Genomic DNA, 18,823 nt, shown 5'->3' with positions numbered 1-18,823 from the left:
GATCACGGATTTTGCCTTCAATCGCCCGACCCTCCGGCGCGCTGCCCGCGCGCTTTCGCCGCCAGCGCGTCCTGATCGTCGGCTGCGGCGACGTCGGCCTGCGGGCCGCCGCCCTGCTGCGCGGGCGCGTCCGGCTGATCGCCCTGACGTCGTCGCCCGAGCGCGTGCCGGCGCTGCGCGCCGCCGGCATCGTGCCGCTGATCGCCGACCTGGACGTGCCCGCCGGCCTGCGCCAGTTCGCCGGCCTCGCCACGCGCGTGATCCATCTCGCGCCGCCGCCGGCCAGCGACGCGGCCGGGCGCTGGTGGCGCGACGCCCGCACCACCGCGCTGATGCGCACGCTGATGCGGCGCTCGCCCCCGGCGGCCCTGGTCTACGGCTCGACCAGCGGCGTCTACGGCGACTGCGGCGGTGCGCGCATCGACGAGACACGCGCCGTGCGGCCGCACAACCCGCGCGCGCACCGGCGCGTCGACGCCGAGCGCGCGGTGCGCTGGTTCGGCCGCACCACCGGGGTCGCGGTGCGCATCCTGCGCATCCCCGGCATCTACGCCGGCGATCGCGAAGGGGGCACGCCGCGCGCCCGACTGGAGAAGGGCACGCCGGTGCTGCGCGCCGAGGACGACGTCTACACCAACCACATCCAGGCCGACGACCTGGCGCGCGCCTGCGTGGCGGCACTGTGGCGCGGCGGTCCGCAGCGCGTGTTCCACGCCAGCGACGACACCGAGCTGAAGATGGGCGACTACATGGATGTCGCGGCCGACCTCTACGGCCTGCCGCGCCCGCCGCGCATCGCGCGCGACGAAGCGTCCGCGCGCCTGCCCGCCGCGACGCTGAGCTTCATGGGCGAGTCGAGGCGCCTGGACAACACGCGGCTCAAACGCGAGCTGCGCCTGCGGCTGCGGCATCCGACGATCGACAGCGGCTTGCGGTCTTTCGTCTGACAGGACGCGGATAATCCGCCGTCGCGATGGCCTCCGGGCCTCGTCGTCGTCGGCTCGCCGAGCCGCCCATCCGCATCGATCGCCCATGCCCACGACCCAGCTCTCCGTCTATTTCTTCCTGCAGGCCGCCGTCATCATCGGGGCCTGCCAGCTGGTCGGCCGGCTGGCGCAGAAGCTGGGGCAGCCCCAGGTCGTGGGCGAGATGATCGCCGGCGTGCTGCTCGGACCGTCGCTGTTCGGACTGCTGCTGCCGGACCTGCAGCGCGCGCTGTTTCCCAAGGAGACGCTGGGAATGCTGTATGTCGCCGGGCAGCTCGGCGTCGGTCTGTACATGTTCCTGGTCGGCACCGAATTCCGCGCCGACCATTTCAGGAGCCGTTTTCGCAGCGCGGCCACGGTGTCGCTCGCCGGCATCGGAGCGCCCTTCGTGCTGGCCTTCGCGCTGGTGCCGTGGCTGCAGACGGTGCCGGGCCTGTTCGCCGCCCAGACCCGGCCCCTGGAGGCCTCGCTGTTCCTGGGAGCGGCGATCGCGATCACGGCCTTCCCGATGCTCGCGCGCATCATCCACGAACGTGGACTGGCGGGCACGCCGCTGGGCACGCTGGCGCTCACCGCGGGCGCCGTCGACGACGCGGCCGCCTGGTGCATCCTGGCGATCGTGCTGGCGAGCTTCAACGGCTCCTGGGGCGGGGCCTACGCGGCGATCGGCGGCGGCATCGCCTATGCGCTGTTCATGATCTTCATCGGCTCGCGCCTGCTCAAGCGCCTGGCCCGGCACGTGCGTCCCGACGCGCCGCTGGGCTCGACCCTGCTGGCCACCGTGCTGGCGCTGTTCGCGCTCAGCGCGTTCGCGATGGACGCCATCGGCATCCACGCGGTGTTCGGTGGCTTCCTGCTCGGCGCGGTCATGCCGCGCGGCGCGCTGACGCAGAAGCTGCGCGAGCAGCTCCAGCCCTTCGTGGTGATCTTCCTGCTGCCGATGTTCTTCACCTACTCGGGACTCAACACGCGCATGGCCGTGCTGTTCGAGCCCGGCATCCTGCTGGCCGCGGTGGCGATCATCTCGGCATCGGTCGGCGGCAAGGGCATCGCCTGCTGGGCGGCGGCGCGCGTCTCGGGCGAGAGCCCGCGCGACGCGATGGCCATCGGCGCGCTCATGAACGCGCGCGGCCTGATGGAACTGATCATCATCAACATCGGCCTGCAGGCCGGCGTGATCCAGGGCGGCCTGTTCTCGATCCTGGTCCTGATGGCGATCCTCACGACGCTGATGGCCACGCCGCTGTTCAACTGGGTCACGCGCGAGCGTCCGGCCCGTGTCTTGCAGGTTTCCGCGCCATGACTTCGTCCCACAGCCCCACACCGCCCGCCACCGATTTCGAATCCATGTTCGACCTGGCGCCCGTCTCGCTCTGGCTCGAGGATTACAGCGGTCTGAAACAGCTGTTCGACCGCTGGCGCGCCGAAGGCGTCGTCGACCTGGCGGCCTTCCTCCACGCCGATGGCGAGCGCGTGAAGGCGTGCGTGGCGCAGTTGCGCGTGCTGCGCGTCAACGGGACCACGCTGACGCTCTTCGCCGCCGCGAGCCAGGACGAACTCGTGGCCAACCTCGGCCGCATCTTCCGCGGCGACATGATCGATGGCGTGATCCATGAGTTCGACGCACTCTGGCAGGGGCAGCTGCTGGTGGAGAGCCGCACCGTGAACTACGCGCTCGACGGCCGCCGGCTCGACGTGTGCCTGCGCATCCGCATCCTGCCCGGGCACGAGACCACCTGGGATCGCGTCCTCGTCTCGCTCGACGACATCACCCGCCAGGCACAGGCGGAGCGGCAGCGCGAGGAAAGCGCCCGCTATGCGCACGGTCTGTTCGAGCACTCGCCCGTTTCGCTCTGGGTGGAGGATTTCAGCGCCGTCAAGCGCCTGCTCGACGCCCTGCGCGAGCGCGGCATCAGCGACTTCGACACCTTCCTCAAGGTCCATCCCGAGTTCGTCATGCGTTGCATGCAGGAGATCCGCGTGATCGACGTGAACCGGGAGACGTTGCGCATGTTCGCGGCGCCCGACCGGAAGACGCTGCTGGAGAACATCCCGCGCATCTTCCGCGACGAGATGCGCGACTCGTTCGCCGAACAGCTGCAGGACCTGTGGGTCGGCAAGACGCAGCAGCATCGCGAGGTCTGCAACTACTCGCTCAACGGCGAGCCGGTGCACATCCACATGCAGTTCTCGGTGCTGGAGGACCACCGGGACGACTGGAGCATGGTGCTCGTCTCGCTCATGGACATCACGGCACGCAAGAAGGCCGAGGCCTACCTCGAGTACCTCGGCAAGCACGACGTGCTCACGCAGCTGCGCAACCGCACCTTCTACACCGAGGAGCTTAACCGCCTGCAGCGCAAGGGCCCGTGGCCGGTGTCGGTGATGTCGGTCGACCTCAACGGCCTGAAGCAGATCAACGACGAGGACGGCCACGCCGCAGGCGACGCGCTGCTGCGCCGTGCGGGCGAGGTGCTGTCGAAGGCGGTCGACGAGCCCGCCTGGCCCGCGCGCATCGGCGGCGACGAGTTCGTCGTCCTGCTGCCGGCGACCGACGAGCGCGGCGCGCAGGCGATGCGCGAGCGTCTGATGTCGCTGCTCGAACTCAACAACCAGTTCTATGCCGGGCGCAGCGGCCACGTCTTGAGCTTCGCCCTGGGCATCGCCACCTGTGCGAGCGGCGAGTCGATCGACAACGCCCTGATGCGCGCGGACCAGTCGATGTACCAGGACAAGGTGCAGCACTACGCGGTGCAGGGCGCCGAACGCCGGCGGTGAGATCGTCATGACATTGCGAGCGCCTTTCGGCCATCTCAAGACCTGCGACGGCCAGATCCTGTGGGCGGACGAGGACGCTCACGATCTCCTGGGCTACGCCATCGGTGCCCTGATCGACATGCCTTTCGCCGACGTCTGCGCCGTGCCGTCCGACGTCGGCGAAGCGGGGCAGGGCGGCGACATGCCGGTGCCGGCCCGTGGCGCATCCCAGCGCTCGCGCATCGCGCTGCGCACGCACAACGGCCATCCGCTGCTTGTGGACCTGCGCGGCGAGCGCATGGACGACCGCTGCGTCCTGTGGACGCTCATTCCCGCCGCCACCGGTCTGCGCGCCGAGCGCCTCGGCCTGCTGGAGCGGCGTGACGCCCTCACGCGCCTGGCCAACCGGGTGCCGTCGTTCGACGACATGCCCCTGCGCGCCCATGCCGAGGAGGCGGAACGGCTGCTGGCGGTGTGCTATCTCGACATTGACCGGCTGCGCGACATCAACGACGAGTTCGGCCCGCTCGGGGGCGACGGCGTCCTGCGGGAGGTGGCTCGCCGGCTGCGCAGCGCGTTGCCGCACGACGCGGCGGTGGCACGCGTGGGTGGCGACGAGTTCGCGCTGGTCCTGCCGGTCACCAGCCAGGCGCAGTGCGAGATGCTGCTGCGCCAGCTCCTGGCGCGCATCGAGCATCCGATCCGTCTGCGGGAGCGCCTGACCCGCATCCGCGCGAGCATCGGTGTCGCCCTCATGGTGCACGGCAGCCAGCCGACCGAGGTCATGCTTCAGCACGCCCAGCATTCGGTGTTCTTCGCCAAGCGCGCGGGCAGCAACCAGATCCACTTCTTCGACGCCGACCAGGCGCTCGAGGAGCAGCAGGGGTTGCAGGCACGAAAGCGCATCGCCGACGGCCTGCTGCAGGACGAGTTCCTCCTCGCCTACCAGCCCAAGGTCGACATGCGCTGCGGTCGGGTCATCGGCTTCGAGGCGCTGATCCGTTGGCAGCATCCCGAGCGTGGTCTGCTTCAGCCCGCATCGTTCATTCCCTTGATCGAAGACCACGAACTGGTCGAGCGACTGGGCGATTGGGCCATCGGCGAGGCCCTGCACCAGGCGGCGCTCTGGCAGTCCGAGGGCGTGGCGACCGTGATCGGCGTGAACATCAGTCCACGCCACATGCAGCGGCCCGACTTCCTCGGCCGGCTGGGCGAGCACCTGGCAAGGTTCCCGCGGCTGCCCAGGGGCGTGCTGGAACTGGAGATCCTGGAGACCTCCGCCATCAAGGATTTCGCCGCCGCGGCCCAGTTCATCGAGGCCTGCAAGGCCCTCGGCGTCTCGGTGGCGATGGACGACTTCGGCACGGGCTATTCGTCGCTGACCTGCCTGCGGCAACTGCCGGTGGCCACCCTCAAGCTCGACCAGTCGTTCGTGCGCGGCGTGATCGACAACGTCCAGGATCGAGCGATCCTCAAGGGCATCCTGCTGCTGGCCGAGGGCTTGGGACGCAAGGCCATCGCCGAAGGCGTCGAATCCGTGGCCCATGGCCAGGCGCTGCTGGCACTGGGGTGCACGCTCGGACAGGGCTATGGCATCGCCCGTCCGATGCCACCTGCAGACGTGCCCCAATGGATCGTCGGCTTCGAGGGAACGCCGCTCTGGCAACGCCCATCCGATTGCGCCTGAGACGCGGGATCGGTCCCGCCCATCGATCGCTCCAGGTTTAGAGAATCCTTGAATGCCTGGGGGTCGGGTGCTGCGATCGGCGATATCCGTCAATACCTCGGAATATGCGGGCATCTGAAAACTCCAGTGCCGCTCATTGGGAAAAGGCGGCACGGTGCAACGCCCGTGGACGTACCGGACCGTCTGACAACGACAATCTCCGGAGAACTGTTGTTTCCAGAAATTGTTGTAAGTTCCGCGAAATCGTAAGAAATTAATATCAAATTCCCGACGCAAGATCTTTTTGTTGGGCTCCGTCGACGGTCAATGTATTTTCAATTAGAATTTTCATATCATCATCCTGACGGACTTCCACGAATGGCATCCACACTCGAAGACATCAATTCACAGATTCAGAAGAGCGAAGAGCAGATCGCTCAATTGCGCAAGCAGGCCGATGAACTGCGCAACCGCGAACGTTCCGGCGTGATCGACGATATCCGCAAGAAGATTTCTGAATACGGCCTGACGGCAGCCGACTTGAAATTGTCGACGGGTCGCGCAGGTACTGCGGCCGGAGGGAAGCGCAACGTCGCGGCAGCACCCGCCAAGAGCGCGGCGAAGTACCGCAGCGAAGCCGGCGAGACCTGGTCGGGCGGCCGTGGCCGCAAGCCGCGCTGGGTGACCGAGGCGCTGGCAGCCGGCAAGTCCCTGAGCGATTTCGAGATCAAGTAACGAACGGGTTGCTTTCGAAAAAGCCCGCATCAGCGGGCTTTTTTGTTCGTTCTGCGATCGGATCGATCGACGGCGATCTGAAATAGCGGGTTCGTGTCCTACCGAACCATGACGACCTTGCCTTTGACGCCACGCGATCCCATGTGAGCGTATGCTTGCTTCAATTGCGACATCGGCAGTGTGCGGTCGATGACCGGCTTGATCTTTCCTTCGCTGTACCAGCGGCCCAATTCGGCGAGCATGTCGGCGTTCGCCGCCGGTTCGCGTCGGGCGAAATCGCCCCAGAAGACGCCGACCAGCGAGGCGCCTTTGAGCAGCATCAAATTCAGCGGCAATGCCGGGATGTCGCCAGCTGCGAAACCGACCACCAGGTAGCGGCCTCGCCATCCGATCGAGCGGAAAGCCGGTTCCGCGAAATCGCCTCCCACCGGGTCGTAGATCAGATCGGGCCCTTTTCCATCCGTCGCCGTCTTGACGGCATCGCGAAATGCGCCCGGCACCGGATGGGTCACGTAATTGATCGTCGCGTCGGCACCGATCGACCGGCACAGTTCGCACTTCTCATCGGTCGATGCCGCCGCGATCACCCGGGCTCCAGCCGCCTTGGCGATCTGGATCGCCGCCGTACCCACGCCGCCGGCCGCACCCAGCACCAGCACCGTCTCCCCCGCCTTGAGCTGGCCACGGTCCATGAGCGCATGCCACGAGGTGCCGTAGGTCATGATGAAAGCCGCCGCATCCACATGGCCGAGCTCGGCCGGCAAGGGCATGCATTTGGCTGCCAACGCGATCACGTGCGTGGCGAAACCGCCGGTGCCCGAGAGGCAGGCCACGTTCTGGCCGATCGCCAGGTTCCGTACGCCTGTGCCCAGCTTGCGCACGACACCCGCGTATTCCGAGCCGGGCACGAACGGCAGTGGCGGCTTCATCTGGTACTTGTTCTGCACGATGAGCAGATCGGGGAAATTCAGGCTCGCGGCCTCGATCTCGATCAGCACCTCGCCAGGACCCGGCTCGGGCGTGGGCAATTCCTTCCAGACCAGGGCGTCGACGCCGGTGGGGTTTTCGCAAAGCCAGGCATGCATGCAGTGTCTCCTTCATCGGTCGCGGACAGGGCGCGAGCGCGCGTGATGATAGGAGTGCGATGGACGACGCCGTTGTCCCAGCCGTGACGTGACGGCGCCCTACAATCGCGGCCACTTCCAGCAGCCATGAAGATACTGATTTCCAACGACGACGGCTTCCAGGCTCCCGGCATCGTGGCGCTCCACGATGCGCTCAAGAACGTGGCGGAGGTCGAGGTGATCGCTCCCGAACTCAACAACAGCGCGAAGTCCAATGCACTCACGCTGTCCTCGCCGCTCTACGTGCATCGGGCGCACAACGGCTTCCGCTACGTGACCGGCACGCCCGCCGATTGCGTCCACATCGCGCTCAAGGGCCTGTTGGACTACCGGCCTGACCTCGTGGTCTCGGGCATCAACAACGGCGCCAACATGGGCGACGACACCATTTATTCCGGCACGGTCGGCGCGGCGATGGAGGCCTACCTCTTCGGCGTTCCTGCGATCGCGTTCTCCCAGGTCGAAAAAGGATGGGCGCATGTTGACGACGCGGCGCGCGTCGCCCGCCGGCTGGTGCAGCAGATCGAGCGCGAGCGCATGCTCGAAGGCCCCGCCTGGCTGCTCAACGTCAACATCCCGAACCGGTCGTTCGACGAACTCCAGCCGGTCAAGGTCTGCCGGCTGGGACGTCGTCACGCGTCCGAGCGCGTCATCGTCCAGGACAGTCCGCGCGGCGACAAGATGTACTGGATCGCCGGCGCCAGCGGGGCCCGGGACAGCGGGGAGGGCACCGATTTCCATGCAACCTCGCAAGGCCATGTCGCATTGACGCCGCTGCAGGTCGACCTGACCGACCACGACAACCTGGGTCAGTGGCGCGACACCGTGGTGCGCCTGCTCGGATGAATCGGCGTCCGGGTTTTCCGGTCCGGCTGGTGTCGACGTCGACTTCCACGCCTTCCGCAACGGGCACCCGGACGGTGGCCGCCGGACGCCCGGCCTTCATGCCCGATGCCACGATGTCTTCCGATGCGATGCGTTCGCGCATGGTGCAGCGGCTGGCGATGCAGGGCGTGTCGGACGAACGCGTCCTGCGTGCGATGGCCATGGTGGAGCGGCATCGCTTCGTCGACAGCGCCCTGTCCATCCAGGCCTACGAGGACACCAGCCTGCCGATCGGTTTCGGACAGACCATCTCCAAACCCAATGTCGTGGGGCGCATGGTCGAGTTGCTGCTGGGCGCACCCGCGCTGGCGAACAAACCCGACGGCCGCCTCGGCCGCGTGCTGGAGATCGGCACCGGCTGCGGCTACCAAGCGACGCTGCTGAGCCATGTCGCGTCTGAGGTCTACAGCATCGAACGCGTGCGCGGCATGCATGAACGCGCACGCACCAACATGCGGCCCTTCCGCCTCGCCACGGTGCACCTTCTCCTGGGCGACGGCATGATCGGCTATGCCCGGGGAGCGCCCTACGCCGGCATCATCGCGGCGGCCAGTGGCGACGCGGTGCCTGACGCCTGGATCGACCAGCTGGCCCCCGGCGGGCGCATCGTGGCACCCACGCGTTCGGCCGACGGCAAGCAGGTGCTCGTCGTGATCGACCGCACCCACCTCGGCGTGCGACGGCAGGCCCTGGAGGCGGTCCACTTCGTCCCTCTAAAATCGGGAATTGCTTGAAGGGATGGAACACATGCAGGGTTTTGGCAACGGGAGCTGGCTCGCCGGCATGACGCTGGCGGTGACGCTCGTGGTGGCAGGGTGCGCCGCACCCAGCAGACCTGCCGCACCGGTCGAGGATCGCGGCACCATGATCGGCGCCCCGGGCACATCGGCGGCATCTCCCGGCACACCGATGCTGACCACCGATCCCTACGGCAAGCCGTTGCCCGGCATCGAGAACTACGGCAAGCCCGGCTACTACACGGTCCGCCCGGGCGACACCATCCGCCGCATCGGCGTCGAAACCGGGCAGACTTGGCAGAATCTCGTGCGCTGGAACAACCTGGAACGTCCCGACATCATCGAAGTCGGGCAGGTGCTGCGCGTCATACCCCCGGGCGTCAACCCGGTCGGCACGGCTCCTGCAGCAACCACGACAGGCAGCGTCGATCCCGCCACGGGCGTGGTGACGCGTCCCGTGACACCGCAACCCGCCATCGCGGCCGGCGCCGCTGCGGCAACGGGTGCCACGACGGCCGTGCCTTCCGCCGCCACTCCGCCGACCCGGCCGTCGGCGTCGGGGGCCGGCGACGAGGATGTCGGCTGGATCTGGCCCGCGCATGGCGCCCTGATCGCCGGCTTCAGCGAGGCCAAGAACAAGGGGCTCGACATCGGCGGCAAGGTGGGCGATCCGGTGATCGCCGCAGCCGATGGCCGCGTGGTGTATGCCGGAGCCGGCCTGCGCGGCTATGGCAACCTGATCATCCTCAAGCACAACAACACCTATCTCACCGCCTACGCCCACAACCAGACCTTGCTGGTGAAAGAAGACCAGTCGGTGCAGAAGGGGCAGAAGATCGCCGAGATGGGCAACAGCGATGCCGATCGGGTGAAGCTGCACTTCGAGATCCGTCGGCAGGGCAAGCCCGTCGACCCCGCGCGCTACCTGCCGGCGCGCTGAACCTGGGCGGCCGTCGCGACGGCCGCTCCGAGGCCGGCCATCGCGCCGGCCGGAAAACACATCGGTCATGACGGATTCCAAGAGAAGCAGAAGGAGCGCACCGCCGGCGTCCTTCGACGAATGGCTCGAGGTCGAATCGCTCGATCTCGAAGCGCAAGGCGTGGCGCGCAAGCCCGACGGCATGGTGGTCTTCATCGAGGGCGCGTTGCCGTTCGAGGAGGTCCAGGTCGACGTCCACCGCGGCAAGAACAACTGGGAGCAGGGCACCGTCCGGGCGATCCGGCGCGAGTCGTCGCAGCGCGTGCGGCCGGGCTGCCCGCACTTCGGTCTGCATCCCGGCGCCTGTGGTGGCTGCAAGATGCAGCACCTCGACGCGACCGCCCAGGTCGCCGTCAAGCAGCGCGTGCTGGAAGACAACCTCTGGCATCTGGGGAAGGTGCGCGCCGGGACGCTGCTGCGCCCACTCGAGGGACCGGCCTGGCACTACCGCTATCGCGCCCGATTGTCGATGCGCTACGTCGCCAAGAAGGGCACGGTGCTGATCGGCTTCCACGAGCGCAAGAGCCGTTACCTGGCCGACATGCAGGTCTGTCCGGTGCTGCCTCAGGCCGTCAGCGCGATGCTCATGCCGCTGCGCGAACTGATCGGCTCGCTGGATGCACGCGACACCTGCCCGCAGATCGAACTGGCGTGCGGGGACGCACCGTCGGTGCCGGATGGTCACTCGAGCCCGTCGGCTCGACTCGGCGCCATCGCGCTGGTGCTGCGCCACCTCGCACCGCTCTCGGCTGCGGACGTCCAGCGCCTGCGCGACTTTGCAGCCTGCCACGAAGGGGTTCAGTGGTGGCTCCAGGCCAAGGGTCCGGAGACCGTCAAGCTGCTCGACGCCGATTCGGCGCCGCTGGCTTACGAGCTGCCCGAGTTCGGCGTCACGATGCCCTTCAAGCCGACCGACTTCACGCAGGTCAATCCGCACATCAACCGCGTGTTGGTCGGGCGCGCGCTGCGTCTGCTCGACGTCCAGCCGCACGAGCGCGTGATCGACTGGTTCTGCGGCCTCGGCAATTTCACCCTGCCGCTGGCGTCGCGTGCGCGGGAAGTGCTGGGCATCGAGGGCAGCGACACCCTGGTGGCGAGGGCGACCGCGAATTACGAACGCAATCGACCTGCCAGCCTCTCGGGGCCTTCGAGCCGCGGCGCCCTGGCGCCGGTGAGCTTCGTGACGCGCAACCTGTTCGACATGACGCCCGACATGCTCGTGGCCGACGGCACGGCCGACAAGTGGCTCGTCGATCCGCCGCGCGAGGGTGCATTCGCCCTGGTCAAGGCGTTGTCCGATCTGCATCAGCAGAGGATCCAGCACGATGCCCACGAGGCGATCCGACAAGCGCCCGCCACGGGTTGGGCACCGCCCCGACGGATCGTCTACGTCAGCTGCAATCCTTCGACGCTCGCGCGCGATGCCGGCCTGCTGGTCCACCAGGCGGGATACCGCTGCACGTTCGCCGGCGTGGTGAACATGTTTCCGCACACGGCGCACGTCGAATCGATGGCCGTGTTCGACCTGGTGGTCTGACGTGCGCTGCATTGCGTGATCCGGGTTGGACCCAGACCACGTATTCATCGTTCGAAAACGACGCTCGAAACGCAAAAAGGCCCTGCGGGGCCTTTTCGGTGGTTCGGATGCGGCCCCGGCGCGGCATGTGTCGCTCGCGACGGGATTTCGGCATCCAGCGGGTAGTCTCAGTCGCGCTCGCCGCCAGCGATCCCCAGCAACGCCAGCAGGCTCTGGAAGACGTTGAACAAGTCGAGGTAGAGCGCCAGCGTGGCGCTGATGTAATTGGTCTCGCCGCCGTCGAGAATGCGCTTCAGGTCGTAGAGCATGAAGGCCGAGAAGATGCCGATCGCCAATACCGAGATCATCATCACGCCAGCGGTCGAGCCCACGAAGACGTTGATCACCGCACCCACCATCAGCACCAGCGCGCCGACGAAAAGCCACTTGCCCAGGCCGGAAAGATCGCGCTTGATGACGCTGGCCAGCGAGGCCATCACGAAGAACACACCGGCCGTGCCGCCGAAGGCCGTCATGATGAGTTCGGAACCGTTCCTGAAGCCCAGCACCATGGCGATCAGGCGCGACAGCATCAACCCCATGAAGAAAGTGAAGGCCAGCAGCACCGGCACGCCGGCGGCGGAATTCTTGGTCTTCTCGATGGCGAACATGAAACCGAAGGCCCCCACCATGAAGACGATGAGTCCCAGGCCGCCGGTGAGCGAACGGGTGATACCGGTCTCGACCCCGATCCAGGCACCCAGAACCGTGGGCAGCATGCTCAGTGCCAGTAACCAGTAGGTGTTGCGCAGGACGCGCTGACGATCGCTGGACTGCAGCGTCTGCCCGTAGCCGGTGGCGATGTCTGTCGTGTTGACGCGATCGTTCATGCGAAGACTCCTGGAAAGACACGACCGCAAAGGTCGAAAGAACTCATTCTAGAACCCGCTGAGCTGACATCTGGATGACCATGGAACCCGCAGGGCACGGAGATCAAAGATGCCGGCAGTATGCTCTCCCGTCCTTTCAACTCAGCGACTTCTTAAATCATGCAAACCAAATCCTTCCTCGAACTGGCCGACGTCAAGCTCATCGCTGCCGCAGCCGAGGCGGAAGCTCTCAAGAACAACTGGGCCGTGACGATCGCCATCGCCGATGAAGGTGGAAACCTGCTGTGGCTGCAACGGCTCGACGGCGCGGCGGCGATCTCGGCGCACATCGCACCCGCCAAGGCACACACCTCCGCGCTGGGTCGTCGCGAAAGCAAAGGCTACGAGGACATGATCAACGGCGGCCGGACCGCTTTCCTTTCGGCACCTGCCGTCCATGGCCTGCTCGAAGGCGGCGTTCCCATCGTCAAGGACGGCCATGTCATCGGCGCCGTCGGTGTCAGTGGCGTGAAGGCGAACGAGGATGCGCAAGTGGCCAAGGCTGGCATCGCGGCACTCGGGCTCTGAGAATCGGATCGCAGGGCCGTGACCCTCGGTACTGGCCATTGAAAACGCCGGTTCGCTTCAAGCGAACCGGCGTTTTGTTTTCACGAAGACGCGAAGCGACGGTGCGGGAAAAAAAGCTTGGCTAGTCGGCAAGACCGTTGGCTAGCAAAAAACGACCCTTCGGAGAGTGATCTCCTGGAGTCGCCCCACGATGAAACTTGTGCGAGGGGCGGCCGATGCTCTTACTTGGTGAGGATCAGCTTGCCGAGTTTGGTGGTTCGCAACAGGTAGAGCGAGCCGTTGTGGCGGATCTCGAGCGTCTTGCTGCCGCGAAGCAGGTCCGTGCTCTCGATCGAAATGTCTTTGCTCTGAACCTTCGCAGCCGTCGACCTGCCGCCGCCTGCTTGGTCCAGCGAAGGATGGTTCAGAACAGAGAAGGTGTTGTCGTAGGCGGCTTGCATTTGCGGGCTCCTTGAAGATCGTTATCTGAATGATAATTATTCTCAATGAGAAGTCAACGATTTTTTCGAGATTCTCGGCAAGCCGATGAAGATTCAGCTTCGGGCGGCCTGCCTGGACGTCGTCAATTCGACGGGTTGGGTTCCGTGATGAAGCCGATCTTGCGCACACCGGCCTCGCGCGCGGCCGACATCGCCTGCGCGACACGCTCGTAGCGCACCGCCTTGTCGCCTCGTATATGCAACTCGGGCTGCGGATCCTTGGCGGCCTGTTCGTCGAGCAGAGGCTTGAGCGCGCTGTCCTCGATCTTGTTCTCGTTCCAGTAGTAGCTTCCGTCCGCCGCCACCGTGAAGAGGATGTTCTGCGGCTTGGTCTGCTCGGGCTCGCTGGTGGCCTGGGGCAGGTCGATGTTCACCGCGTGCTTCATCACCGGCACGGTGATGATGAAGATGATCAGGAGCACCAGCATGACGTCGACCAGCGGCGTCATGTTGATCTCGTTCATCACCTCGTCGGGTTCGTCTTGGGTTCCGAAGGCCATGACACTCAGCCCTTCTTCAGAGGAACGATGGTGGCGTCGGTGGATTGCACGCGCGCGCCGGTGACGAAGTAGGCGTGCAGGTCGTGGGCGAAGCTGTTGAGCTTGGTCAGGACGAACTTGTTGCCGCGCACCAGGGCGTTGTAGCCGAGTACCGCGGGAATCGCGACGGCCAAGCCGAGTGCCGTCATGATCAGCGCTTCGCCGATCGGCCCGGCGACCTTGTCGATCGTGGCCTGACCGGCCGAGCCGATGCTCATGAGCGCGTGATAGATGCCCCAGACCGTGCCGAAGAGGCCGATGAAGGGGGCGGTCGAGCCGACGGACGCCAGGATGGCCAGGCCGGCCTGCAGGCGGGCGGTGAACTCGTCGATGCCGTTGCGCAGGGCGCGCGTGATCCAGTCGCTCACGTCCAGCGAATCGTGCAGATGGGCCTTGGTGTTGCGATGGTGCGCCGCTGCCTCGCGGCCTTCGAGCGCCAGGCCCCGGAAGGGGTTGCTCTCGTCCTTGCCGAGCTTGTTGAGCGCGGTGGCGAAATCCTCGCTGTGCCAGAAGTCCTGCGAATGCTTCGCCAGACGCTTGTACTTGATGACGTCGAGCGCCTTCAAGATGATCACGATCCAGCTCGCGAGCGACATGCCGATCAGCAGCACGGCGACGAACTTGGTGACGAAGTCGCCCTGACTCCATACGTTCATCAGGCCAAAGTGGGAATCCATACGAAAAAGCTCCAGAGAAAAATCAGTTGAGAACCCAGTTCACCGGCACGTTGAACTCCATGGGTTCGACGACGCCATTGCGCTTGCCCGGCACGTAGCGCCAGCTCATCACGGCCGTACGGGCGGCTTCATCGAGCCGTTCGTAGCCGCTCGACTGGCGAATGGTGGCGCTTCGGGGCAGACCGTCGACACCGATCAGCACGCGCACGATGGTCTTGCCCTGCTCGCCGAGCCGCTTGCTCATGGCCGGGTAGACAGGCTTCGGATTGTTCAGGTAGTCGGCGTTCGACGACGGCAGCGTCACCGCGGGCGGTGCGGGCGGAGCCGGAGGGGGGGCCGGCGGCTCGGGTGGGGCAGGCGGCGCGGGCGGTGCCAGGGGCGGTGCTGGCGGTTGCGGTTCGATGACGCCGACGGGTGCAGCGGGTGCCGGAGCGGGCGTGCGTACGGCCATGGGACGCGGCGGTGGCGGTGCTTTGGTGATCTGGGGACGCGGTGCAGGCGGTGGCGGGGGTGGGGGGGGCGGTGGCGCCTTGGGCTTGGGCGGTTCGATGAACTCGCTCAGCAGCGTCACGGGAATCACCACTTCGGCCGCCTTGCGGATCAGTCCGCTTTGAAGGGCCCAGAGTGCAGCGACGTGGAACAGGACGACGCTGCCGGTGATGACCACCGTGCGCGACAAGCCGAAAGTGGTGGGAGCAGGACGAGAGAAGCGGTCGGACACGGTTCACCAATTTAGAGAAAGGGCACGTCGGGAACACGTGCCTCCTGGCAGCCTTGATCGCGAACTACCTGCGAAAAATCCACCACGCCGAGCCGGCGACGAAAATCAGGCTGCCAGCGAGAGCCCAGACGAATTCCATGCGCTGCTCTCCTTGATGGATTTGGCAAGCTGGATGGTCCTCATACCATCGTCGCGATGGATGGCGGCAGTGGGATGGGACGCGCTGCACTGAGCGATCACGTCGCGCGCGCAGGTTTCGCATCGACCGCACTGCGTTGCCACGCCGAGTTCGAACTGCACTTCGTCGAACGTCATTCCGGCACGCGCATGGCGGGCAATCTCTCGGTCTGACACCCGGCGGCAAACGCAAACGATCATGGCGTGAAGGCTTTGGCTGGCTAATTGTGGAGCATCGATTATAAATACGAATTCGTCGCATTTGCAATATCTATGGGCTGCGCAAGGACTTCCCGCATCAGCGCATCCGGAACTCCGGACGAAAAAAAGCGGGGCCTATGCCCCGCTGTTCATGTGTCGACTCGATGAAACCTTTCGATTCCTAACCGGATGCAGTCCCTCGACTGCCCGGCGCATCGTCCGAGGATGCGATCAGGCTTCGATCTCGCCCATCTGCGACTGCAGATAGTTCTGCAGGCCGACCTTGCCCAGCAGATCGATCTGCGTCTCTAGGAAGTCGATGTGTTCCTCGGTGTCGTCCAGGATCTTCTGCAGCAGGTCGCGAGAGACGTAATCGCGGACGCTCTCGCAATGCGCCATGCCGGCCTTGATCGTCGCCTGCGCACCGTACTCTAGGCCCAGGTCGCACGACAGGATCTCCGGCACGTCCTCGCCGACACTCAGCTTACCCAGGTCCTGCAGGTTGGGGAGACCGTCGAGCATGAAGATGCGGTCCATCAGCCAGTCGGCGTGCTTCATTTCGCCGATGGACTCGGCATATTCCTTCTTGGCCAGCTTGTCGAAGCCCCAGTGCTTGAGCATCCGGTAGTGCAGGAAGTACTGGTTGATGGCAGTCAGCTCGTTCTTGAGCTGGGCCTGCAGATGTTCGATGACTTGGAGGTCGCCCTTCATGATTCTTCCTTGTTCTGAATAGGACGATTGTGGGCGGCCCTCTACCGGCGAGCAAGCCAATCCCTTTCGGGGCCGGTCTGCATGCGTGTGAGGGCGATAGGCGTTCGCATCCTTGCGATAGTTTTACTCTATTGATATAGGGTAAACGATATGTACAATCTGTCCTGTCGTCACTTTTCTTCAACTACCGGGAGCATCCGAATGTCCGTTATCAATACCGCCATCAAGCCTTTCAAAGCCAGCGCCTACAAGAACGGCAAGTTCATCGAAGTGTCCGACGCGGACGTGAAGAACAAGTGGGCCGTGTTCTTCTTCTACCCGGCCGATTTCACCTTCGTCTGCCCTACCGAGCTCGGCGACGTGGCCGATCATTACGCCGAGTTCCAGAAGCTGGGCGTCGAGATCTACTCGGTGTCGACCGACACGCACTTCACGCACAAGGCGTGGCACGACTCGTCCGAGACCATCGGCAAGATCCAGTACACCATGATCGGTGACCCGACCGGCAACATCACCCGCAACTTCGAAGTCATGCGCGAAGAAGAAGGTCTGGCCGATCGCGGTACCTTCATCGTCGATCCGCAGGGCGTGATCCAGGCGCTCGAGATCACCGCCGAGGGCATCGGCCGCGACGCCACCGACCTGCTGCGCAAGGTCAAGGCCGCCCAGTACGTGGCGGCCCACCCGGGCGAAGTCTGTCCGGCCAAGTGGACGGAAGGCGCCGAGACGCTCAAGCCGTCGTTCGACCTCGTCGGCAAGATCTAAGCGGTCGTCCGTCCCGAGCCCGGGTGCGATGGCGCCCGGGCTTTTTTATTCCCGCATTCAGTCATCAGGAAGTGAGTCCGTCATGCTCGACGCCGGCACAAAGGCCCAGTTGAAAAGTTACCTCGAACGCATCTCTCAGCCGATCGAGATCGTCGCCTCGCTCGACGACAGCAAGGCGTCGGGCGACGTGCGATCGCTGCTCGCGGACATCGCGGCATCGTCGACGCTGGTGAAGCTCACCGAAAGCCGCGACGACACCCAGCGCAAGCCCTCGTTCTCGATCAACCGCCCGAGCGAGAACCACGGCCCGCGCTTCGCCGGCCTGCCGATGGGCCACGAGTTCACCTCGCTGGTCCTGGCGCTGCTGCAGGTCGGCGGCTATCCGCCGAAGGTCGATGCGGCCGTGCTGGAGCAGATCCGCGCGCTCGAGGGCGATTTCGACTTCGAGATCTACGTCTCGCTGACCTGCCACAACTGCCCGGACGTGGTGCAGGCGCTCAACGTGATGGCGGTGCAGAACCCACGCATCCGCGCGACGATGATCGAGGGCGGCACCTTCCAGGACGAGATCAAGGAACGCCAGATCATGGCGGTGCCGACCGTGTTCCTCAACGGCACCGAGTTCGGCCAGGGTCGCATGACCCTGGAGGAGATCCTGGCCAAGATCGACACCAGCGGCGTCGAGCGCGAAGCGAAGAAGATCAGCGCCAAGGCGCCGTTCGACGTGCTGATCGTCGGCGGCGGGCCGGCCGGCGCGGCGGCTGCCGTGTACGCGGCGCGCAAGGGCATCCGCACCGGCGTGGCGTCGGAGCGTTTCGGCGGCCAGGTGCTCGACACCCTGGGCATCGAGAACTTCATCTCCATCAAGGAGACCGAGGGGCCGAAATTCGCGCACGCGCTGGAGGAGCACGTCCGTCACTACGACGTGGACATCATGAACCTGCAGCGTGCCGCGGCCCTGGTGCCGACGGACGACTACGTCGAGATCAAGCTGGAGAGCGGCGCATCGCTCAAGAGCCGCACGGTCATCATCTCGACCGGCGCGCGCTGGCGCACGGTCAACGTGCCCGGCGAACAGGAGTACAAGAACAAGGGCGTGGCGTACTGCCCGCACTGCGACGGTCCGCTCTTCAAGGGCAAGCGCGTGGCGGTGATCGGCGGCGGCAACTCCGGTGTCGAGGCGGCGATCGACCTGGCCGGCATCGTGGGCCACGTGACCCTGATCGAGTTCGACAAGCAACTGCGTGCCGATGCCGTGCTGCAGCGCAAGCTCACCAGCCTGCCCAACGTGACCGTGCATCTGAACGCGCAGACGACCGAGATCACCGGCGACGGGCAGAAGGTCGACGGCCTGGTCTACAAGGACCGCGTCTCGGGCGACAGCCGCACGGTGGCGCTCGAAGGCGTGTTCGTGCAGATCGGCTTGGTGCCCAACACCGACTGGCTCGAGGGCACGGTCGAACTGTCGAAGCACGGCGAGATCCTGGTCGACGCCAAGGGCCAGACCTCGGTGCCCGGCGTGTTCGCCGCCGGCGACGCGACGACGGTGCCGTTCAAGCAGATCATCATCGCCGCGGGCGATGGCGCGAAGGCCGCGTTGAGCGCCTTCGATCACCTGATCCGCACGCCGGCACCGACGGCGCAGGTCCTGGAAGCCGAAACCGTCGCTTGAAGCAGCAGCAGGGCTGCATCGGCCCTGCCACCGAGGCCG

Annotated in this window: 20 protein-coding genes; 12 read left to right on the top strand and 8 right to left on the bottom strand. The window is 65.7% G+C overall.

Annotated elements, in window-relative coordinates; all coding sequences use genetic code 11:
- Positions 1 to 11: 11 nt before the first annotated feature.
- The 5 genes from ABID77_RS11355 (at position 12) to ABID77_RS11335 (ending at position 6,144) form a co-directional block, all read left to right on the top strand.
- The gene (locus ABID77_RS11355) at positions 12 to 947 is read left to right on the top strand and encodes an NAD-dependent epimerase/dehydratase family protein (RefSeq protein ID WP_429595318.1); all 936 of its coding nucleotides are present in this window, start codon (positions 12 to 14) and stop codon (positions 945 to 947) included.
- 85 nt (positions 948 to 1,032) lie between these two features.
- Positions 1,033 to 2,289 (top strand): cation:proton antiporter, encoded by a 1,257-nt coding sequence (locus ABID77_RS11350; RefSeq protein ID WP_429595315.1) that lies wholly within the window; start codon positions 1,033 to 1,035, stop codon positions 2,287 to 2,289.
- Positions 2,286 to 3,764: a diguanylate cyclase domain-containing protein gene (locus ABID77_RS11345; RefSeq protein ID WP_429595312.1), complete on the top strand. Its 1,479-nt coding sequence runs from the start codon at positions 2,286 to 2,288 to the stop codon at positions 3,762 to 3,764. Before ABID77_RS11350 ends, ABID77_RS11345 begins: the two co-directional genes overlap by 4 nt.
- Positions 3,765 to 3,771: 7 nt before the next feature.
- Positions 3,772 to 5,430, top strand: a complete 1,659-nt coding sequence (locus ABID77_RS11340) for an EAL domain-containing protein (protein ID WP_429595309.1) — start codon at positions 3,772 to 3,774, stop codon at positions 5,428 to 5,430.
- A 357-nt stretch (positions 5,431 to 5,787) separates the two neighbouring features.
- Positions 5,788 to 6,144 carry an H-NS family nucleoid-associated regulatory protein gene (locus ABID77_RS11335; protein WP_429595307.1) on the top strand — a complete coding sequence of 119 codons (357 nt, stop codon included), beginning with the start codon at positions 5,788 to 5,790 and terminating at the stop codon, positions 6,142 to 6,144.
- Between the two features lie 98 nt (positions 6,145 to 6,242).
- Here ABID77_RS11335 and ABID77_RS11330 read toward each other — a convergent pair whose 3' ends face one another.
- Positions 6,243 to 7,229, bottom strand: a complete 987-nt coding sequence (locus tag ABID77_RS11330; RefSeq protein ID WP_429595304.1) for an NADPH:quinone oxidoreductase family protein — start codon at positions 7,227 to 7,229, stop codon at positions 6,243 to 6,245.
- 126 nt (positions 7,230 to 7,355) lie between these two features.
- Here ABID77_RS11330 and surE point away from each other — a divergent pair, with 126 nt between their 5' ends.
- The 4 genes from surE to rlmD all read left to right on the top strand — a co-directional run bounded on the left by surE (position 7,356) and on the right by rlmD (position 11,406).
- Positions 7,356 to 8,114 (top strand): 5'/3'-nucleotidase SurE, encoded by a 759-nt coding sequence (gene surE / locus ABID77_RS11325; RefSeq protein WP_429595301.1) that lies wholly within the window; start codon positions 7,356 to 7,358, stop codon positions 8,112 to 8,114.
- Entirely contained in the window at positions 8,111 to 8,887 is a 777-nt protein-coding gene (locus ABID77_RS11320; RefSeq protein WP_429595298.1) for a protein-L-isoaspartate(D-aspartate) O-methyltransferase, read from the top strand. The genes surE and ABID77_RS11320 overlap by 4 nt, the downstream gene beginning before the upstream one ends.
- 13 nt (positions 8,888 to 8,900) lie before the next feature.
- Positions 8,901 to 9,830, top strand: a complete 930-nt coding sequence (locus ABID77_RS11315) for a peptidoglycan DD-metalloendopeptidase family protein (protein ID WP_429596129.1) — start codon at positions 8,901 to 8,903, stop codon at positions 9,828 to 9,830.
- Between the two features lie 67 nt (positions 9,831 to 9,897).
- Positions 9,898 to 11,406 carry a 23S rRNA (uracil(1939)-C(5))-methyltransferase RlmD gene (rlmD, locus tag ABID77_RS11310; protein ID WP_429595295.1) on the top strand — a complete coding sequence of 503 codons (1,509 nt, stop codon included), beginning with the start codon at positions 9,898 to 9,900 and terminating at the stop codon, positions 11,404 to 11,406.
- 167 nt (positions 11,407 to 11,573) lie between these two features.
- Here rlmD and ABID77_RS11305 read toward each other — a convergent pair whose 3' ends face one another.
- Positions 11,574 to 12,275 (bottom strand): Bax inhibitor-1/YccA family protein, encoded by a 702-nt coding sequence (locus tag ABID77_RS11305; protein ID WP_429595292.1) that lies wholly within the window; start codon positions 12,273 to 12,275, stop codon positions 11,574 to 11,576.
- A 159-nt stretch (positions 12,276 to 12,434) separates the two neighbouring features.
- On the opposite strand from ABID77_RS11305, the gene ABID77_RS11300 reads away from it, so the two are divergent.
- Positions 12,435 to 12,842, top strand: a complete 408-nt coding sequence (locus ABID77_RS11300; RefSeq protein WP_429595289.1) for a heme-binding protein — start codon at positions 12,435 to 12,437, stop codon at positions 12,840 to 12,842.
- Positions 12,843 to 13,063: 221 nt separating this feature from the next.
- Here ABID77_RS11300 and hemP read toward each other — a convergent pair whose 3' ends face one another.
- The 6 genes from hemP to bfr all read right to left on the bottom strand — a co-directional run bounded on the left by hemP (position 13,064) and on the right by bfr (position 16,347).
- Positions 13,064 to 13,282: a hemin uptake protein HemP gene (gene hemP, locus ABID77_RS11295; protein ID WP_429595286.1), complete on the bottom strand. Its 219-nt coding sequence runs from the start codon at positions 13,280 to 13,282 to the stop codon at positions 13,064 to 13,066.
- 122 nt (positions 13,283 to 13,404) lie between these two features.
- Entirely contained in the window at positions 13,405 to 13,821 is a 417-nt protein-coding gene (locus ABID77_RS11290) for an ExbD/TolR family protein (protein WP_429595283.1), read from the bottom strand.
- A gap of 5 nt (positions 13,822 to 13,826) precedes the next feature.
- Positions 13,827 to 14,537 (bottom strand): MotA/TolQ/ExbB proton channel family protein, encoded by a 711-nt coding sequence (locus tag ABID77_RS11285; protein WP_429595280.1) that lies wholly within the window; start codon positions 14,535 to 14,537, stop codon positions 13,827 to 13,829.
- A 22-nt stretch (positions 14,538 to 14,559) separates the two neighbouring features.
- On the bottom strand, positions 14,560 to 15,258 hold the full coding sequence (locus tag ABID77_RS11280) for an energy transducer TonB (protein ID WP_429595277.1): 699 nt from the start codon (positions 15,256 to 15,258) through the stop codon (positions 14,560 to 14,562).
- Positions 15,259 to 15,363: 105 nt separating this feature from the next.
- Positions 15,364 to 15,636, bottom strand: a complete 273-nt coding sequence (locus ABID77_RS11275; RefSeq protein WP_429595274.1) for a (2Fe-2S)-binding protein — start codon at positions 15,634 to 15,636, stop codon at positions 15,364 to 15,366.
- A 231-nt stretch (positions 15,637 to 15,867) separates the two neighbouring features.
- Complete coding sequence (bfr, locus tag ABID77_RS11270; protein WP_429595271.1) at positions 15,868 to 16,347, bottom strand: bacterioferritin; 480 nt, start codon at positions 16,345 to 16,347, stop codon at positions 15,868 to 15,870.
- Between the two features lie 201 nt (positions 16,348 to 16,548).
- On the opposite strand from bfr, the gene ahpC reads away from it, so the two are divergent.
- Both ahpC and ahpF read left to right on the top strand, forming a co-directional pair.
- Entirely contained in the window at positions 16,549 to 17,112 is a 564-nt protein-coding gene (gene ahpC, locus ABID77_RS11265) for an alkyl hydroperoxide reductase subunit C (RefSeq protein WP_429595268.1), read from the top strand.
- 82 nt (positions 17,113 to 17,194) lie between these two features.
- Positions 17,195 to 18,784, top strand: a complete 1,590-nt coding sequence (ahpF, locus tag ABID77_RS11260) for an alkyl hydroperoxide reductase subunit F (RefSeq protein WP_429595265.1) — start codon at positions 17,195 to 17,197, stop codon at positions 18,782 to 18,784.
- The last annotated feature ends 39 nt before the right edge of the window (positions 18,785 to 18,823 follow it).

Source organism: Variovorax sp. PvP013, from assembly GCF_050435945.1.
Lineage (GTDB): Bacteria > Pseudomonadota > Gammaproteobacteria > Burkholderiales > Burkholderiaceae_C > Variovorax.
Note: the sequence above shows the minus strand (reverse complement) of the source record. Positions and strands in the feature narration are given on the sequence as shown.

What these genes read in the sequence shown, in the direction of transcription:
- ABID77_RS11350 (WP_429595315.1), top strand. Translation starts at nt 1,033, where the DNA reads ATGCCCACGACCCAGCTCTCCGTCTATTTCTTCCTGCAGGCCGCCGTC.
- ABID77_RS11345 (WP_429595312.1), top strand. Translation starts at nt 2,286, where the DNA reads ATGACTTCGTCCCACAGCCCCACACCGCCCGCCACCGATTTCGAATCC.
- ABID77_RS11340 (WP_429595309.1), top strand. Translation starts at nt 3,772, where the DNA reads ATGACATTGCGAGCGCCTTTCGGCCATCTCAAGACCTGCGACGGCCAG.
- ABID77_RS11335 (WP_429595307.1), top strand. Translation starts at nt 5,788, where the DNA reads ATGGCATCCACACTCGAAGACATCAATTCACAGATTCAGAAGAGCGAA.
- ABID77_RS11330 (WP_429595304.1), bottom strand. Translation starts at nt 7,229, where the DNA reads ATGCATGCCTGGCTTTGCGAAAACCCCACCGGCGTCGACGCCCTGGTC.
- surE (WP_429595301.1), top strand. Translation starts at nt 7,356, where the DNA reads ATGAAGATACTGATTTCCAACGACGACGGCTTCCAGGCTCCCGGCATC.
- ABID77_RS11320 (WP_429595298.1), top strand. Translation starts at nt 8,111, where the DNA reads ATGAATCGGCGTCCGGGTTTTCCGGTCCGGCTGGTGTCGACGTCGACT.
- ABID77_RS11315 (WP_429596129.1), top strand. Translation starts at nt 8,901, where the DNA reads ATGCAGGGTTTTGGCAACGGGAGCTGGCTCGCCGGCATGACGCTGGCG.
- rlmD (WP_429595295.1), top strand. Translation starts at nt 9,898, where the DNA reads ATGACGGATTCCAAGAGAAGCAGAAGGAGCGCACCGCCGGCGTCCTTC.
- ABID77_RS11305 (WP_429595292.1), bottom strand. Translation starts at nt 12,275, where the DNA reads ATGAACGATCGCGTCAACACGACAGACATCGCCACCGGCTACGGGCAG.
- ABID77_RS11300 (WP_429595289.1), top strand. Translation starts at nt 12,435, where the DNA reads ATGCAAACCAAATCCTTCCTCGAACTGGCCGACGTCAAGCTCATCGCT.
- hemP (WP_429595286.1), bottom strand. Translation starts at nt 13,282, where the DNA reads ATGCAAGCCGCCTACGACAACACCTTCTCTGTTCTGAACCATCCTTCG.
- ABID77_RS11290 (WP_429595283.1), bottom strand. Translation starts at nt 13,821, where the DNA reads ATGGCCTTCGGAACCCAAGACGAACCCGACGAGGTGATGAACGAGATC.
- ABID77_RS11285 (WP_429595280.1), bottom strand. Translation starts at nt 14,537, where the DNA reads ATGGATTCCCACTTTGGCCTGATGAACGTATGGAGTCAGGGCGACTTC.
- ABID77_RS11275 (WP_429595274.1), bottom strand. Translation starts at nt 15,636, where the DNA reads ATGATCGTTTGCGTTTGCCGCCGGGTGTCAGACCGAGAGATTGCCCGC.
- bfr (WP_429595271.1), bottom strand. Translation starts at nt 16,347, where the DNA reads ATGAAGGGCGACCTCCAAGTCATCGAACATCTGCAGGCCCAGCTCAAG.
- ahpC (WP_429595268.1), top strand. Translation starts at nt 16,549, where the DNA reads ATGTCCGTTATCAATACCGCCATCAAGCCTTTCAAAGCCAGCGCCTAC.
- ahpF (WP_429595265.1), top strand. Translation starts at nt 17,195, where the DNA reads ATGCTCGACGCCGGCACAAAGGCCCAGTTGAAAAGTTACCTCGAACGC.